Raw genomic sequence first — 17,570 nt, 5'->3', positions numbered from 1 at the left:
GAGTTTACCTATGGATATTATTGGGGAAATATCAGCAGATCATTTAGATGTGTTAAAAGAAATCGGTAACATTGGAGCGGGTCATTCGGCAACATCACTATCAAAACTTTTAAACAAGAAAATAGATATGAATGTGCCAGATGTAAAAGTAGTTTCCTTTAACGAGTTAATGGAACGTTTAGGTGGACCTGATGTTGTGATTGCAAGTGTTTTTTTAAGAATGGAAGGTGACATTCCGGGTTCTCTCTTTTTTGTACTAAGTATCGAACAGGCTGAAAGATTTATTCAACAATTAATCAATGATCCAAGCTTTTCATTTTCAACAAAATCAGTTGATAATGAATTAGGTTTATCAGCATTTCAAGAACTCGGAAATATCTTAACAGGATCTTATCTTTCATCATTATCTGATCTTACGAATCTCACAATCTATCCGTCTGTACCTGCGTTTACCGTTGATATGTTTGGAGCAGTTATTAGTCATGGTCTAATAGAGCTATCTCATGTAAGTGATTATGCAATAATGATTGATACAGTGATTAAAGAAGAAGATCAACTTGAAAGCGATCAGGTAAAAGGGCACTTTTTCCTTTTACCTGATCCTGACTCCTTTAATAAATTATTTGATGCATTAGGTGTTTCAAATGAAACTTGAATCACCAGAGATTATTAAAGTTGGTATTGCGGATTTAAATATAGTGAAAATGCCAAATCATATTCGAACATCGGGATTGGGTTCTTGTGTCGGTCTTATTTTATTTGACAAGATTAATAAAATTGCTGGTTTAGCTCATATTATGCTTCCTGATTCTTCACTTGCCAATAAGGACTCTTTTAATCATGCAAAGTATGCTGATACTGCTATTCCGATGTTAATTAGTCATTTAACCGACGCAGGTGCAAAAATAAGGTCGCTTCAGGCAAAAATGGCTGGTGGAGCACAGATGTTTCAATTCCAATCTGCTAGCGATATGATGAGAATAGGTCCAAGAAATGTGGAAGCTATTAAACAAATTCTGCAAGCTAATCATATTAACCTATTAAGTGAAGATGTAGGTGGGAATAGTGGACGCACAATCGAGTTTAATCCTGAAACATGTGAATTAATGATTCGAACAGTCAATCAAGGTACAAAAGTTATTTAATATCATGATGAGGGGGATTGAAATGTCACAAACAATTTTAACTGATGAGCAAATGATATGGCAAAAATGGATAGATGTTCGTGATTCTTATGCAGGTGATGTTCTCATAAAAAAGTACATGCCCCTTGTTTCTTATCATGTTCAACGAATTTCAGTAGGACTTCCCAAAAGTGTTAATAAAGATGATTTAATGAGCTTAGGCTTATTTGGATTATATGATGCATTAGAAAAGTTTGATCCAAATCGTGATTTGAAATTTGATACTTATGCTTCATTTCGAGTAAGAGGTGCGATTATTGATGGCCTTCGTAGAGAAGATTGGTTACCAAGAAGTTCTCGCGATAAGGCCAAAAAGGTTGAGGCAACAATCGTAAAGCTAGAACAAAAGCATTTGAGAAATGTCACACCACAAGAAATTGCTGCGGAATTAGGGTTAACTGAAGGCGAAGTTGTAACAGTTATAAATGAAGGTTTTTTTGCCAATGTGTTGTCAATAGATGATCAAATGTTTGACCAGGATGATGGAGAAACATTAGGTTTTACAATTAAGGATGATAACCAGGAAACTCCTGATGAGAAATTAATAAAAGAGGAGTTAATTGACAAATTGTCTGAAGTTATTACTCAGTTAAGTGAAAAAGAACAATTAGTTATTAGTTTTTTCTACAAAGAAGAATTAACATTAACTGAAATTGGTCAAGTTATGAATTTATCAACTTCTAGAATTTCACAAATACATTCAAAAGCATTGTTTAAGTTAAGAAAGATACTTGAAAATGTTGTTCATTAGAATTTTTTTGTTAAAATGAAGTAATTTGGTAACTTTGTAATAAATTTGTGGGAATACTTCGATCTTATTGTAAGTGATTGTTATTTATTTCTTTCTTCAGGATTTAACACCATGAGATCGACGAATGAATAGTAGCTTACAGAGATAAAAAGGTGTGATTCATTCTGAGTTTCAAAAGTATTGAGATGCAAATTGCTCTTCCACGTACACATGATGCAGCAAAGGTACAGGAACAATTAAATCAAAGAAGTCAACTTAGCCAAGATCAACTTGCAAATTCTCTACAAAAACAAGTAGACTTAAAAAGGACACAAGTCCAAGAAAATACTGAAAGTGAAAAGCTTCATTTAAAGAAGGAACAATCAAACCAACAACATAAAGAAGAGAAAAAGCAGAAAGAAGAGCAAATAGAAGAAGACAATCTTGATCATCCTTATAAAGGAAAAAACATTGATTTTTTTGGTTAAGAGAGGATGTTTATTACGACTATATTAATTTTGATAAGTTTACTACTTCATGTAGTAGCTTTTTATTTTATCGTGGTTTTATATATGAAATACTCTACAATGAAAAATTTGTCTGACAATCAAAGAAAGATTCTAGAAGAAACAGAAAACTCGATGACAAGTTTCTTAATCGAGATGAAAGATGAAAATGACCGACTTATACAGCAATTAACTAACAAATCTCCAATATCGACTCCAAATGTAAATCTCAATGGAAATCAAAATAGCCAAAATAATAAGGAAGTTATTAAACCAAAAAATTTTGACACTAAGCTAGATAATTTAGCAAATGATTCTGAAGAGATGTTACCTAAGCATTTAAGTAAAATAGAAGACGTTAAAGATACACTTGAAATCAGCAAAACTCCTAAAAGTGAAAAAATACCCTTTGAAATTGAAGTTTTAAATCTATTTGAAAATGGTCTTAGTATAGAACAAATTGCTAAAAAGTTTAATAAAGGAAAAACAGAGATTGAGCTTATTCTGAAATTTCGTCAATAACTGAAGATCACAATACTATATCGACAATTAATTACAAAAGAAGTTTCACTTAAACCTTGATTGTCATATTTCGATATGGTATATTAATTTTTGGTGTTAATACACACGCTTATAGATTTAAGCATTGGTGCTGTTTTTAACAAATAGTTAAAATAACAGTTTTGTTTAAAGATGATGTAAGCGGAGGAGATCAAAACCATTAGGAGGAACAAACACATGTCAGTAATATCTATGAAGCAATTGCTTGAAGCTGGTGTTCACTTCGGTCATCAAACTCGCCGTTGGAACCCAAAAATGAAACGTTACATCTTCACAGAGCGTAACGGAATTTATATCATCGACCTTCAAAAAACTGTTAAAAAGGTTGAAGAAGCTTACAAATTCGTTAAAGAACTTGGAGCAGAAGGCGGTACAATCCTATTCGTAGGTACAAAAAAACAAGCACAGGATTCTGTTAAAGAAGAAGCAGAACGTTCTGGAATGTACTTTGTTAACCAACGTTGGTTAGGTGGTACTTTAACTAACTTTGAAACAATCCAAAAACGTATTAAACGTCTTAAAGATATTCAAAGAATGCAGGAAGATGGTACATTTGAAGTACTTCCTAAAAAAGAAGTTGTACAACTTAAAAAAGAGCTTGAGCGTCTTGAAAAATTCCTAGGCGGAATTAAAGACATGAAGCAATTACCAGATGCATTATTTATTATCGATCCTCGTAAAGAGCGTATCGCAGTAGCAGAAGCTCGTAAATTAAACATTCCGATCGTTGGTATCGTTGATACAAACTGTGATCCAGATGAAATTGATTACGTTATCCCTGCAAATGATGATGCAATCCGTGCTGTTAAGCTTCTAACTGCAAAAATTGCAGATGCAATTTTAGAATCTAAACAAGGTGAAGAAACTACACCTGCTTAATGTGCAAAAGGTGATAAGGGGGAATTAGCCTTTTATCACCTTTTTTTGAAGTAAGCTACATATAACTTTATGGGAGTTTCATTATTCAGAGCCTATTGTTTTGGATATAATAAAACCAATATCAATAGTGAATCACCCGACATAGAGATTTCGTTTGATTAAGTTCTGATCAGTAACCCTTGCTAATGTACAATAAAATAAATTTAATTAACCTTAAGGAGGAATACCGTTATGGCAGTAACTGCACAAATGGTAAAAGAATTACGAGAAAAAACAGGCGCAGGAATGATGGATTGTAAAAAAGCACTAACAGAAACAAATGGAGATTTAGAACAAGCAATTGATTATCTACGTGAAAAAGGAATTGCTAAAGCAGCTAAAAAAGCTGACCGTATTGCTGCAGAAGGTTCTACTTTAGTAAAAGTAAGTGGTAATGAGGCAGTCATTTTAGAAGTTAACTCAGAAACAGATTTCGTTGCGAAAAATGATGGCTTCAAAGAATTAATCAATGGATTAGCTGATTTCTTATTAGCGAAAAAGCCTGCAAATGCAGAAGCAGCATTAACAGAAACAATGGATAATGGAACAACAATAGCTGATTACATCAATTCTGCAATTGCAAAAATTGGTGAAAAAATCACTCTTCGTCGTTTTACAATTGTATCGAAAACTGATAACGATTCTTTCGGTGCCTACTTACATATGGGCGGACGTATTGGTGTTTTAACTTTATTAGAGGGTACTACCGATGAAAGTGCTGCTAAAGATGTTGCAATGCACATTGCTGCTGTTAACCCTAAATATGTTTCACGTGATCAAGTATCTGCAGAAGAAGCAGAGCATGAGCGTAAAATTTTAACTGAACAAGCTCTTAACGAAGGTAAACCTGAAAACATCGTAGCTAAAATGGTTGAAGGTCGTCTAGGAAAATACTTTGAAGATATTTGTTTACTAGATCAAAGCTTTGTTAAAAATCCAGATCAAAAAGTAAAACAATTTGTTGAATCAAAAGGTGGAACAGTAAATACATTTATTCGTTATGAAGTTGGAGAAGGTATTGAAAAACGTCAAGACAACTTTGCTGAAGAAGTAATGAGCCAAGTTAAAAAATAATCTTCATGTTTAATCTAATCATAGTTGATTGGTTAGATTATGATGTTTGAAAATGAAAAAGGGAACACAGTTGTGTGTTCCCTTCTTTTGAAAAAAGCTATTTCATAAAGATTGGTGTTTTAAGGACTCTATTATAAGCATAATGAGCAATATTCTTTAGAATAGGCTTTTGAAATTTAAATAGATACTAAAGGTAACTAATAAAAATATAAGCTGCCCATTAATAGAAGGATAAAGTACCTTCTATTAATGAACCGCTTATCCCATCTGTGGCTATAGCGAGCCGTTAACGCTTAATTATAAGCGGAACTAGAGTTGGAGGTAATCATGAGTAAACCAAAATATCAACGAATTGTACTTAAATTAAGTGGTGAAGCACTAGCTGGTGATAATGGTTTTGGTATCAATCCATCTGTCATCCAATCAATTGCAAAACAAGTAAAAGAAATAGCTGAGTTAGATGTTGAGGTTGCTGTAGTAGTAGGCGGTGGAAATATTTGGCGTGGTAAAATTGGTAGTGAAATGGGCATGGATCGTGCTACTGCTGATTATATGGGAATGCTTGCTACAGTGATGAATTCTCTGGCTTTACAAGATAGTCTTGAAACACTTGGAATTCAAACTCGAGTTCAAACTTCAATTGAGATGAGACAAGTTGCTGAGCCTTACATAAGAAGAAAAGCTATTCGTCATTTAGAGAAAAAACGAGTTGTTATTTTTGCAGCTGGAACTGGAAATCCATATTTCTCAACAGATACGACTGCTGCTTTACGTGCAGCAGAAATTGAAGCAGATGTTATTTTAATGGCTAAAAACAACGTAGATGGTGTTTATAACGCTGATCCTAGATTAAATAAAGATGCAGTAAAGTATGAAACATTATCTTACTTAGATGTATTAAAAGAAGGATTAGCTGTGATGGATTCTACTGCGTCATCTTTATGTATGGATAACGATATTCCTTTAATCGTATTTTCGATAATGGAAGAAGGAAACATCAAACGTGTAGTTGTTGGTGAAAATATCGGAACAATTGTAAGGGGGAAATAACTTTGGCTAAACAAGTATTAGCAAGTACAAAAGAAAAAATGGAAAAAGCAGTTGGTTCTCTTAGTCGTGAATTAGCATCAATTAGAGCTGGGCGCGCTAGTGCAAATTTATTAGATAAATTATCTGTTGATTATTATGGTGCTCCTACCCCTGTTAATCAACTCGCTTCAATAAGTGTTCCAGAAGCTCGCCTATTAGTCATTCAGCCTTATGATAAGACGGTTTTAGGCGACATTGAAAAAGCTATTCAAAAATCAGACTTAGGTATAACACCTTCTAATGACGGTTCTATTATTCGTTTATCGATTCCTGCCCTTACAGAAGAAAGACGTAAAGAGCTAGTAAAATTAGTGAAGAAATACGCTGAAGAAGCTAAAGTTGCGGTTCGAAATGTTAGACGTGATGGAAATGATGATTTGAAAAAACTTGAAAAAAATGGTGAAATTACTGAGGATGAACTAAGAGGTAACACAGAAAACATCCAAAAGTTAACAGATGAATTTATTGTTAAAGTAGACAATGTTGCAAAAGATAAAGAAAAAGAAATCATGGAAGTTTAAGAAGAATATATGTACAATAAGTAATGAAAGACCCTCTAACGTTTACAGGGGGTTTTTTTGTTAATACTGTTAACATAATCATGGTATAAAGAGATCATGAATTATTGGGTGATGGAGGAATCACATGCTCAAATTATTTAGAAAGTTAAAAGGAAGTCCTCAACCTTTTAACGAAAAAGAAATCAGCAAAGAGGATATTTTAAAGGGAGAAATACCAAATCATATTGCAATTATTATGGATGGTAATGGCCGATGGGCAAAGAAACGTGCACTTCCAAGAATTGCAGGTCATCATGAAGGAATGAAGGTTGTCCGCAAAATTACAAAGCAAGCAAATGAACTTGGCGTTAAAGCATTAACATTATATGCGTTTTCTACAGAAAATTGGAAAAGGCCTAAAACCGAAGTCGATTATCTTATGAAGCTCCCTGAAGAATTTTTAAATACTTACTTACCTGAATTAGTTAAAGAAAATGTCCAGGTGAGAATTATGGGAGATAAAAGTAAACTACCTAAGCATACATTTAACGCGATAGAAAAGGCGATAAAAGAGACAAAAAATAATAAAGGACTTGTTTTGAATTTTGCCTTAAATTATGGTAGTCGAACAGAAATCATTACAGCTGTGCAAGAAATAGCAAAGAATGTAGAAAATGGCTCTTTAGAAAGTAACTCTATTGATGAAACTTTATTTTCATCATATTTGATGACACAGTCATTAAGGGATCCTGATTTATTGATTCGCACAAGTGGTGAAATTAGATTGAGTAATTTCATGCTTTGGCAGCTTGCTTATACGGAATTTTGGTTTACTGAAGTACTTTGGCCTGACTTTAATGAACAATGCCTTTTACAGGCAATTTACACATACCAACAACGAGGAAGAAGATTTGGTGGTATTTAAAGGTGATGAACTAAAAAATGAAACAACGAATTTTAACAGCAATCTTAGCTGCAGCTTTATTCCTTCCGTTTGTTATTTATGGAAAGCTGCCATTTACCATATTTGTATACTTGCTAGCATCAATTGCATTATATGAATTATTAAAAATGAAAAAAATATCACTAGTTAGTTTTCCAGGGCTAGTCAGTTTATTAATATTATGGGTTCTATTATTACCGAATACTTATATAACAGTATTAAACGATCAATTTTCAAAAGCTGAATTTGCATTATTAGCTTTACTTTTACTGTTAACCTATACAGTTGTTACAAAAAATAAATTCACGTTTGATGATGTGGGATTTGTTGTTATTGCTATTTTCTATTTAGGAATAGGATTTTATTTTCTTATTGAAACTAGAAATTCTGATTTGCAAGGTGGTCTAGAACTTATATTTTATGCATTATTATTGATATGGGTAACAGATTCTGGTGCATATTTTGTAGGACGTGCGATGGGGAAAAATAAACTTTGGCCTGAGATTAGCCCTAATAAAACAATTGAAGGTGCAGTTGGTGGAGTCTTATTTGCCGTGATTTTTGCTTGTATTTATCATTATTTTACTGGGATTTTAGATAATATTTTTATCGTTATTATCATGACAGCATTTCTTTCGGTTTTTGGTCAAATTGGTGATCTTGTTGAATCTGCTTTAAAAAGGCATTATCAAGTAAAAGATTCTGGTACAATTTTACCAGGACATGGTGGTATTTTAGATCGCTTTGATAGTTTACTATTCGTTTTACCACTATTACATTTTATGCTGATTCTTTTTAAGTAGAAAGTTTTTGTTATATTTTCCTGTCAAACTAAAGGGATTTTGGTTACCCTTCACAAGTTATAAAGCCTAGCTGCCTTGGTAAGAAGGCATCTTTCGCTTCAATGGAACGTGTTTTTAAACAAGAATAATCGTTTTAAAATTGTATCAATACTTAAATGAAAATTCCCTCTTATTTTTAATGGGAAAAATGGACCCGCATCATTGTGCATTCTTATTTGATTGGAAGTGAATTTGTGAAGAAGATTAGTTTATTAGGTGCTACAGGTTCAATCGGAACTCAAACTTTAGATGTTATACAATCACATCCAGAACAATTTACCCTTGTTGCAATGTCATTTGGAAGTAATATTAAGCTAGGAATTGAGATCATTTCTAAATTTCAGCCTTCCTTTGTAGCTGTTAAAGACAAAGAAACATACGAGACACTAAAATTGCATTTTTCTAGTAACGTGAAATTCGGTTATGGAGATAATGCTCTTATTGAAGCAGCGATTTATGATGGAGTTGATTGTCTAGTCAATGCTGTTGTAGGTAGTGTAGGTTTAGTTCCTACATTGAAGGCGATTGAAAATAATATCACAATTGCAATAGCGAACAAAGAAACTCTTGTGACAGCAGGTCATTTAGTAACTGAGTATGCAGCAAAGCATAATGTAAAGTTGTTACCGGTTGATAGTGAACATTCTGCTATATTTCAATGTCTTCAAGGGGAAACTGATAAAACCATTGATCGCTTAATTGTTACAGCTTCCGGGGGGAGCTTTCGCGATAAAAGTAGAGAAGAACTCCAAGATGTAACAGTTAAAGAGGCACTTAATCATCCGAATTGGTCTATGGGTGCTAAAATTACCATTGATTCTGCAACAATGATGAATAAAGGCTTGGAAGTTATTGAGGCACATTGGTTATTCAATATGCCTTATCATAAAATAGATGTATTATTACATAAAGAGAGTATCATTCATTCTTTGGTAGAGTTTCAAGATCGTAGTATAAAGGCACAACTAGGTACACCGGATATGAGAGGGCCTATTCAATATGCTTTAACATATCCAGATAGATTGCCATTAGAAAAATCGAAAAGACTTGAATTATGGGAAATAGGAAAGCTTCATTTTGAAAAAGCTGATTTTAAGAGGTATAAATGCTTACAATATGCCTATGAATCAGGTAAAATAGGTGGAACAATGCCAACTGTTTTAAATGCAGCTAACGAAGAAGCTGTCGCGGCTTTCTTAAAGGGGGAAATTAAATTTCTTCAAATAGAGGATTGCATTGAGAGGGCTTTGGATAAGCATGAAAGCATCGCACATCCAGGTTTAGAACAGATTCAAGAAGTTGATCAACTAACACGAAATTTTGTACAAACATTAATCTCATAAGGGTGGTCATACAGTATGAATACAGTGATAGCTTTTGTTCTTATTTTCGGTGCTCTTGTTTTTTTTCATGAGCTAGGACATCTAATTTTTGCGAATAAAGCAGGAATTCTTTGTCGAGAATTTGCCATTGGTTTTGGACCGAAAATTTTATCTTTTAAAAAGAATGAAACAATCTATACAATTCGCTTGTTACCAATTGGTGGCTTTGTTCGAATGGCGGGAGAAGATCCTGAGGTTATTGAAGTAAAGCCTGGTCATAATGTAGGACTACTTTTTAATAAAGATGATCAAGTAGAAAAAATTATTTTGAATAATAAGGAAAAGTATCCAAATGCAAGAGTAATTGAAGTAGAGAATGTTGATTTAGAGCATAATATGTTTATTTCAGGTTACGAGCATGGCGAAGAAGAGTTTATTAAGAGATTTGATGTTAGCGAAACTTCATATTTTATAGTTGATGGTCAAGAAATACAAATCGCTCCATACAATCGTCAATTTCAATCAAAAACTGTAGGTCAAAGAATTACCGCAATATTTGCTGGACCTGCAATGAATTTCTTGTTAGCATTTGTCATATTATTTTCTCTGGGTCTTCTTCAAGGTGCACCTGTAGATGATCCGAAATTAGGGCAATTAACTGAGGATGGGTCTGCGAAAGAATCAGGTTTACAAGAAGGAGATATTATCTATTCAATAGAAGGTGATTCAACTTCTTCTTGGGGGGAAGTAGTTAAAATCATTCAAGAAAATCCAGAAACAGAATTATCATTTGAAGTTGAGCGTGGAGGAGAGATTTTAAGCTTTGAAGTTGTACCTGATGCAGCTAAGGTTGGGGAAGAAACAATAGGTAGAATTGGTGCTTATAATCCTGTTGATAAATCATTTATAAGTTCTTTAAAATATGGATTTGTTGAAACATATTCATGGACAAAAGAAATACTAATTGGTTTTGGAAAATTGATTACAGGACAGTTTTCAATTGATATGCTATCTGGTCCTGTTGGTATATATGATATGACAGATCAAGTTGCTGAATCAGGTACAAGTAATTTACTTAGATGGGCTGCTCTTTTAAGTATTAATTTAGGGATTGTAAATTTACTACCAATTCCTGCCTTAGATGGTGGACGTCTCTTGTTCTTATTTGTAGAAGCGTTGAGAGGTAAGCCTATTGATCGACAAAAGGAAGGAATCGTTCATTTTATTGGATTTTCCTTACTTATGCTATTAATGCTAGTTGTTACTTGGAATGATATTCAACGATTATTCCTATAAAATAAATTAGGGGCAGATTCGTATTGGATAATACTGCTCATAATAAAAATATCAAAAGTTTAATAATAAATAGAGGTGCTCGTTATGAAACAAAGTATGATGTTTATCCCTACTCTTAGAGAAATTCCAGCTGATGCTGAAGTGAAAAGTCACCAGCTAATGCTACGAGCAGGATTTATTAGACAAAACACAAGTGGTGTGTATAGTTATTTACCATTAGCTCATAAGGTCCTTAAAAAGATTGAGCAAATTGTTAGGGAAGAAATGAATTCTGCAGGTGCGTCAGAATTATTAATGCCTGCATTACAACAAGCTGAGCTTTGGCAAGAATCTGGACGTTGGTATTCTTATGGTCCAGAATTAATGAGATTAAAAGATCGCCATAATCGAGATTTTGCTCTAGGGGCTACTCATGAGGAAATGATTACAAGCTTAGTTCGTGATGAAATAAAATCATATAAGAGATTACCGCTAGCTTTATACCAAATTCAGACAAAGTTTCGAGATGAGAAGCGTCCTCGCTTTGGAGTATTACGAGGACGTGAATTTATTATGAAAGATGCCTACTCATTCCATGCTACAAATGATAGCTTAGATGAGGGCTATGAAAAGATGTTCAACGCCTATCAAAATGTTTTTACTCGTTGTGGCTTGAATTTTAGGGCTGTTATCGCTGATTCAGGTGCGATGGGTGGTACTGATACGCATGAATTTATGGTGTTATCAGATATTGGTGAAGATACAATTGCCTACTCTGACACATCTCAATATGCTGCAAATGTAGAGATGGCTCCTGTCATTGCAAAATATGAAAAATCCAGTGAATCTGAGAATGAACTAGAAAAAATTGAAACACCTAATCAAAGAACGATTGAAGAAATTTCATCTTTCCTTGATATTCCAAAAGATCAATGTATTAAATCAATCTTATTTAAAGTTGATGACAAATTTGTATTAGTTCTTGTTCGTGGTGATCATGAAATAAACGATATAAAGGTTAAAAATCTTTATAATGCTTCTGTTATAGAGTTAGCAACAGCGGATGAAACAAAGACATTATTAAATTGTGTACCTGGTTTTGTAGGTCCTATAAATGTTTCAGATGATGTAGAAGTTGTCGCAGACCATGCTGTAGCAGCGGTAATGAACGGTGTATGTGGTTCAAATGAGGAGAACTTCCATTATAAAGGGGTCAACATTGAACGTGATACAGAAGTCTCTAAATTTGAAGATTTACGCTTTATTCAAGAGGGAGATCTATCACCAGATGGTGAAGGAATTATTCAGTTTGCTAAGGGGATTGAAGTTGGTCATGTGTTTAAACTAGGTACTAGATATAGTGAAGCTATGAACGCAACATTCTTAGATGAAAACGGTCGTGCTCAACCTATGATTATGGGATGTTATGGGATTGGTGTTTCTAGAACGTTAGCAGCGATTATTGAACAACATAATGATGAGAATGGAATTGTATGGCCAGATGATATTGCTCCATTTAGTATTCATATTATACCAGTTAATGTAAAAAATGATTCTCAAAGAGAACTTGCAGATAAATTATATCAAGATTTTAGTGAGAATGGTTATGAAGTACTTCTAGACGATCGTCAAGAACGCGTAGGTGTAAAATTTGCTGACTCAGATCTTATTGGATTACCTGTTCGAATTACAGTTGGTAAAAAAGCTGATGAAGGTATTGTAGAGGTGAAATTACGAAAATCTGGCGAATCATTTGAAGTAAGAACAGACGAGCTTGCGGAAAAATTGGTGCAAATTTTAAGTAAGTAATGATGAAGATAATGACTTCCTAAGTTTTTGGAAGTACATTAATTAAATGACTACTAAATTCAGATATTATAAAAAGCTTACAGCAAGTGAAAAAGCATGTTAAAATAGATAAATGATAAGACGAGAAGAGGCTGACTCGAGTGAATGGACATATGATGTCTATAAAAATGAGGCAGCCTCTTCAGTTGTGATTGCTAGTATATATTTATCGTAGAAAGTACCTTCATGGAGAGGGGATAAGACATGGAAATACAAACAAATCAAATTGAGCGGTTTCAACTTCTGCTACAACAAATAAATTTAACTGAAGATGCATCTGTAGTTCATTTTAAAAATGGCTCTATTGCAAAATTAACTGTGCACAAACAAATAAAGAAATGGCATTTTCATTTTCGATTCGAAAAGATCCTCCCGTTTAATATATATCAATTATTTTATTCGAAAATAACAAAAGCATTTTCTCATATAGCAGATGTAACTTTTTCTTTTGAAACAGTTGATCAAGCTTTTGATGAAAAGTTAGTACAAGATTATTGGTCAATCTGTATTCAGCAAATGGATGGAATATCTCCACCGATGCTTTCCTTATTAAACGAACAAAAACCAACTGTTCAAGGCGTTAAGGTATTGATTAAAACGAGAAACGATACAGAAGCAATGACAATTAAACGTAAATATGCTTCATTAATTCAAGAGAGCTTTCAACAGTTTGGTTTTCCAATATTCCAATTGGATACAACGATTGCTGTAAGTGAAGAGGAAGTTAAACAGTTCCAAGCACAAAAGCTACAAGAAGACAAGGAAAGAGGTTTTCAAGCATTAACAGAGATGGAAAATGCAGAACGTGAAGAGTCTGCAATACCTCAAATCACTGGACCTTTAACGATTGGGTATACAATTAAAGATGATGAAGATCTTCGCACTCTTGTTTCCATTGAAGATGAAGAAAGAAGAATTGCCATTCAAGGTTATGTATTTGATGCTGAAACAAGAGAGCTACGTAGTGGTAGAACATTACTAACTTTTAAAATTACCGATTATACAAGCTCTATACTTGTGAAAATGTTTGCTAGAGATAAAGAAGATGCTGCATTAGTCCAAGCTGTTAAAAAAGGGATGTGGCTTAAGGTTAGAGGAAGTATTCAAAATGATACATTTGTTCGAGATCTAGTTATGATTGCAAATGATATTAATGAAATTTCTCCTAGAGAAAGACAAGATCAAGCACCAGAAGATGAAAAAAGAGTAGAACTTCATCTTCACTCTCCGATGAGTCAAATGGATGCTGTAACTTCTGTTAGTAAGTATATAGAACAAGCAAAAAAATGGGGCCATAAAGCGATAGCTTTAACAGATCATGCAGTTGCCCAATCTTTTCCTGAAGCTTATTCAGCGGGTAAAAAAAATGGGGTTAAAGTATTATATGGAGTAGAAATTAATCTTGTAAACGATGGTGTTCCAATAGCTTATAATGATGAGCATCGATTTTTACCTGATGAAACATATGTTGTGTTTGATGTTGAGACAACCGGACTTTCGGCTGTTTATGATACCATTATCGAGTTAGCAGCGGTTAAAATTCGTGGTGGGGAAATCATTGATCGATTTGAATCCTTCGCTAATCCTCATCATCCATTATCTGCAACGACAATTGAGCTGACTGGTATTACCGATGATATGGTAGTAACAGCACCGAATGTTGATGAGGTCCTACAAAAATTCAAAGAATGGATAGGACATGATATTTTAGTTGCACACAATGCTAGTTTTGACATGGGCTTTTTAAATGTAGGGTATAAAAAGCTTCTTGGTGTAGGAAAAGCTAAGAATCCTGTAATTGATACCCTAGAATTAGGTCGTTTTCTTTATCCAGAAATGAAAAACCATCGATTAAACACATTGTGTAAGAAATTTGATATTGAACTAACACAGCATCACAGGGCAATATATGATGCAGAAGCAACAGGTTATCTTTTAATAAAGATGTTAAAGGATTCTGCTGAAAAGGAAATAGAATACCACGATCAGTTTAATGACAATATGGGAAAAGGTAACTCTTATCAGCGCTCTCGACCATACCATGCAATCATTCTTGCTAAAAATGAGACAGGTTTGAAAAACTTATTTAAACTCGTATCCATTTCTCATATTAATTATTTTTATCGAGTACCGCGTATTCCTAGGTCTCAGTTAAATAAATACAGAGAGGGTCTTCTAGTAGGCTCTGCATGTGACAAAGGTGAAGTATTTGAAGGTATGATGCAAAAGTCTCCAGAGGAGGTTGAAGAAATTGCTTCATATTATGATTATTTAGAAGTTCATCCGCTTGAAGTTTATCATCACTTAATAGATTTAGATTATATTAGAGATGAGGTAGCTCTTCAGGAAATCGTAACAAATATTGTAAAACTAGGTGAAAAATTAGAAAAGCCAGTAGTAGCAACGGGTAATGCGCATTATTTAAATCCTGTTGATAAAATTTATCGTAAAATCCTAGTTAGCTCACAAGGTGGAGCGAATCCTTTAAATCGCCATGAACTCCCAAATGTTCATTTTCGAACGACAGATGAAATGCTAAACAGCTTTTCGTTTCTAGGTAAGGAAAAGGCGAAAGAAATTGTCGTTGACAATACAAATAAAATAGCTGATTTAATTGATGAAATTAAGCCTATTAAAGACGATCTTTACACACCTAAAATTGAAGGTGCTGATGAAGAAGTTCGAGAAATGAGTTACTCTAGAGCAAGAAGTATTTACGGAGAAAACTTACCTGAGTTAGTTGAAGCTAGATTAGAAAAAGAATTAAAAAGTATTATCGGGCATGGTTTTGCAGTAATTTATCTAATTTCACATAAGCTAGTGAAGAAGTCGTTAGATGATGGATATTTAGTTGGTTCCCGTGGATCTGTTGGTTCTTCATTTGTTGCGACTATGACGGAAATTACTGAAGTGAATCCATTACCACCACATTATGTGTGTCCTGATTGTCAACACTCTGAGTTTTTTAATGATGGATCTGTTGGTTCTGGTTTTGATTTACCGAATAAAGAATGTCCTCATTGTGGGGGACAATATAAAAAAGATGGCCATGATATTCCTTTCGAAACCTTTCTAGGCTTTAAAGGGGATAAAGTTCCCGATATAGACTTGAACTTCTCAGGAGAATATCAACCAACAGCACATAATTATACAAAAGTTCTTTTTGGTGAAGAGAATGTGTATCGTGCTGGAACAATTGGTACTGTTGCAGAAAAAACTGCCTACGGTTACGTAAAAGGTTACGCAAATGATCGTAATATTGTGCATAGAGGTGCAGAAGTCGACCGCCTTGTTCAAGGATGTACAGGAGTAAAAAGAACAACAGGTCAACATCCTGGTGGTATCATCGTTGTTCCTGATTATATGGACATTTATGACTTCTCGCCAATTCAATTTCCTGCTGATGCAACAGGTTCAGAATGGAAAACAACACATTTTGATTTCCATTCGATTCATGATAATTTACTGAAACTTGATATACTTGGCCACGATGACCCTACTGTTATCCGAATGCTTCAGGATTTAAGTGGAATTGATCCGAAAACAATTCCAACTGATGATCCAGAGGTTATGAAAATTTTTAGTGGGACTGAATCGTTAGGTGTTACATCAGAACAAATAATGTGTAAAACCGGAACTCTGGGAATCCCGGAGTTTGGTACGAGATTTGTTCGACAAATGCTTGAAGATACAAAACCAACTACCTTTTCAGAGCTTGTACAAATATCTGGCCTTTCACACGGAACGGATGTTTGGTTGGGAAATGCTCAGGAATTGATTCATAATAAAACATGTACGTTAAGTGAAGTTATTGGTTGCCGTGATGATATTATGGTTTACCTTATCTATCAAGGGTTAGATCCTTCATTTGCCTTTAAAATTATGGAGTCAGTTCGTAAAGGAAAAGGATTAACAGATGAAATGGAAGAGGAAATGAAAAAGCAAGAGGTGCCAGATTGGTATATTGATTCTTGCTTAAAAATTAAATATATGTTCCCTAAAGCCCATGCTGCTGCTTATGTATTAATGGCAGTTAGAATTGCATATTTCAAGGTACATCATGCACTTTTATATTATTCAGCATACTTTACTGTCCGAGCAGATGATTTTGATATCGACACAATGGTTAAAGGATCAACACCAATTAAAGCTAAAATTGAAGAAATCAATATAAAAGGCCTAGATGCTTCTCCAAAAGAGAAAAATTTATTAACTGTTCTTGAATTAGCACTAGAAATGTGTGAGAGAGGTTATTCATTTAAAAAGGTTGATCTTTACCGTTCTAGTGCAACAGAGTTTCTAATTGATGGTAATACATTGATTCCACCATTTAACTCTATTCCTGGCTTAGGAACAAATGCAGCCATCAATATAGTTAATGCAAGAAAAGATGGAGAGTTTCTTTCTAAAGAAGATCTTCAACAGCGTGGAAGAGTCTCTAAAACAATTATCGAATATTTAACAACTCACGGGTGTTTAAATGAATTACCTGATCAAAATCAGTTATCATTATTCTAGTTTCTATCTCTAAGACTGTGTGAAACTCGTATTAATGTAGATACAGGTATTCAATTCCCGAGTGAAATACAGTTCGCTTAATCCTAAGAAAGAATAATGAAAATGACATCTATCCGGGAATGGCAGTTTGAGACACTTGATTGCTATTGTTATTAAGCAAAGGTCGATTTTCACATCAGTGATCCCATATAACGAGAGGGAAAAGGATACGATCTAGTATTTCTTAAAAAGTAATGCAGAATGAGAATACAGTCTTAATT

The 17,570-nt window shown here is 33.9% G+C and carries 15 protein-coding genes; all 15 read left to right on the top strand.

Annotated features, from left to right (window positions below; genetic code table 11):
- Window positions 1–10 precede the first annotated feature (10 nt).
- The 15 genes from LC076_RS01605 (at window position 11) to LC076_RS01535 (ending at window position 17,310) form a co-directional block, all read left to right on the top strand.
- Window positions 11–655: a chemotaxis protein CheC gene (locus LC076_RS01605; RefSeq protein WP_226665665.1), complete on the top strand. Its 645-nt coding sequence runs from the start codon at window positions 11–13 to the stop codon at window positions 653–655.
- The gene (locus LC076_RS01600) at window positions 645–1,145 is read left to right on the top strand and encodes a chemotaxis protein CheD (protein WP_226665663.1); all 501 of its coding nucleotides are present in this window, start codon (window positions 645–647) and stop codon (window positions 1,143–1,145) included. The genes LC076_RS01605 and LC076_RS01600 overlap by 11 nt, the downstream gene beginning before the upstream one ends.
- 22 nt (window positions 1,146–1,167) lie before the next feature.
- Window positions 1,168–1,935 carry a FliA/WhiG family RNA polymerase sigma factor gene (locus LC076_RS01595; RefSeq protein WP_226665661.1) on the top strand — a complete coding sequence of 256 codons (768 nt, stop codon included), beginning with the start codon at window positions 1,168–1,170 and terminating at the stop codon, window positions 1,933–1,935.
- A 185-nt stretch (window positions 1,936–2,120) separates the two neighbouring features.
- The gene (locus LC076_RS01590; RefSeq protein ID WP_226665659.1) at window positions 2,121–2,402 is read left to right on the top strand and encodes a hypothetical protein; all 282 of its coding nucleotides are present in this window, start codon (window positions 2,121–2,123) and stop codon (window positions 2,400–2,402) included.
- A 6-nt stretch (window positions 2,403–2,408) separates the two neighbouring features.
- Window positions 2,409–2,942 carry a hypothetical protein gene (locus LC076_RS01585; RefSeq protein WP_226665658.1) on the top strand — a complete coding sequence of 178 codons (534 nt, stop codon included), beginning with the start codon at window positions 2,409–2,411 and terminating at the stop codon, window positions 2,940–2,942.
- Window positions 2,943–3,158: 216 nt separating this feature from the next.
- Window positions 3,159–3,860 carry a 30S ribosomal protein S2 gene (rpsB, locus tag LC076_RS01580; protein ID WP_146946677.1) on the top strand — a complete coding sequence of 234 codons (702 nt, stop codon included), beginning with the start codon at window positions 3,159–3,161 and terminating at the stop codon, window positions 3,858–3,860.
- A gap of 231 nt (window positions 3,861–4,091) precedes the next feature.
- Window positions 4,092–4,973, top strand: a complete 882-nt coding sequence (tsf, locus tag LC076_RS01575; RefSeq protein ID WP_226665656.1) for a translation elongation factor Ts — start codon at window positions 4,092–4,094, stop codon at window positions 4,971–4,973.
- A 327-nt stretch (window positions 4,974–5,300) separates the two neighbouring features.
- Window positions 5,301–6,023, top strand: coding sequence for a UMP kinase (gene pyrH, locus LC076_RS01570; RefSeq protein WP_226665654.1), 723 nt, complete (start codon window positions 5,301–5,303; stop codon window positions 6,021–6,023).
- A gap of 2 nt (window positions 6,024–6,025) precedes the next feature.
- Window positions 6,026–6,583: a ribosome recycling factor gene (gene frr / locus LC076_RS01565; protein ID WP_226665652.1), complete on the top strand. Its 558-nt coding sequence runs from the start codon at window positions 6,026–6,028 to the stop codon at window positions 6,581–6,583.
- Window positions 6,584–6,707: 124 nt separating this feature from the next.
- Window positions 6,708–7,487, top strand: a complete 780-nt coding sequence (locus tag LC076_RS01560) for an isoprenyl transferase (RefSeq protein ID WP_226665651.1) — start codon at window positions 6,708–6,710, stop codon at window positions 7,485–7,487.
- A 17-nt stretch (window positions 7,488–7,504) separates the two neighbouring features.
- The gene (locus tag LC076_RS01555) at window positions 7,505–8,308 is read left to right on the top strand and encodes a phosphatidate cytidylyltransferase (protein WP_226665650.1); all 804 of its coding nucleotides are present in this window, start codon (window positions 7,505–7,507) and stop codon (window positions 8,306–8,308) included.
- Between the two features lie 233 nt (window positions 8,309–8,541).
- On the top strand, window positions 8,542–9,690 hold the full coding sequence (locus LC076_RS01550) for a 1-deoxy-D-xylulose-5-phosphate reductoisomerase (RefSeq protein WP_226665648.1): 1,149 nt from the start codon (window positions 8,542–8,544) through the stop codon (window positions 9,688–9,690).
- 15 nt (window positions 9,691–9,705) lie between these two features.
- Window positions 9,706–10,965: an RIP metalloprotease RseP gene (rseP, locus tag LC076_RS01545; RefSeq protein ID WP_226665647.1), complete on the top strand. Its 1,260-nt coding sequence runs from the start codon at window positions 9,706–9,708 to the stop codon at window positions 10,963–10,965.
- A gap of 84 nt (window positions 10,966–11,049) precedes the next feature.
- A complete protein-coding gene (locus LC076_RS01540) occupies window positions 11,050–12,753 on the top strand; it encodes a proline--tRNA ligase (protein WP_226665645.1) in 1,704 nt (567 codons plus the stop codon).
- Window positions 12,754–12,996: 243 nt separating this feature from the next.
- The gene (locus LC076_RS01535) at window positions 12,997–17,310 is read left to right on the top strand and encodes a PolC-type DNA polymerase III (RefSeq protein ID WP_226665643.1); all 4,314 of its coding nucleotides are present in this window, start codon (window positions 12,997–12,999) and stop codon (window positions 17,308–17,310) included.
- Window positions 17,311–17,570 lie beyond the last annotated feature (260 nt).

It is taken from the genome of Metabacillus litoralis, assembly GCF_020524045.1.
Lineage (GTDB): Bacteria > Bacillota > Bacilli > Bacillales > Bacillaceae > Metabacillus > Metabacillus litoralis_C.
Note: the sequence above shows the minus strand (reverse complement) of the source record. Positions and strands in the feature narration are given on the sequence as shown.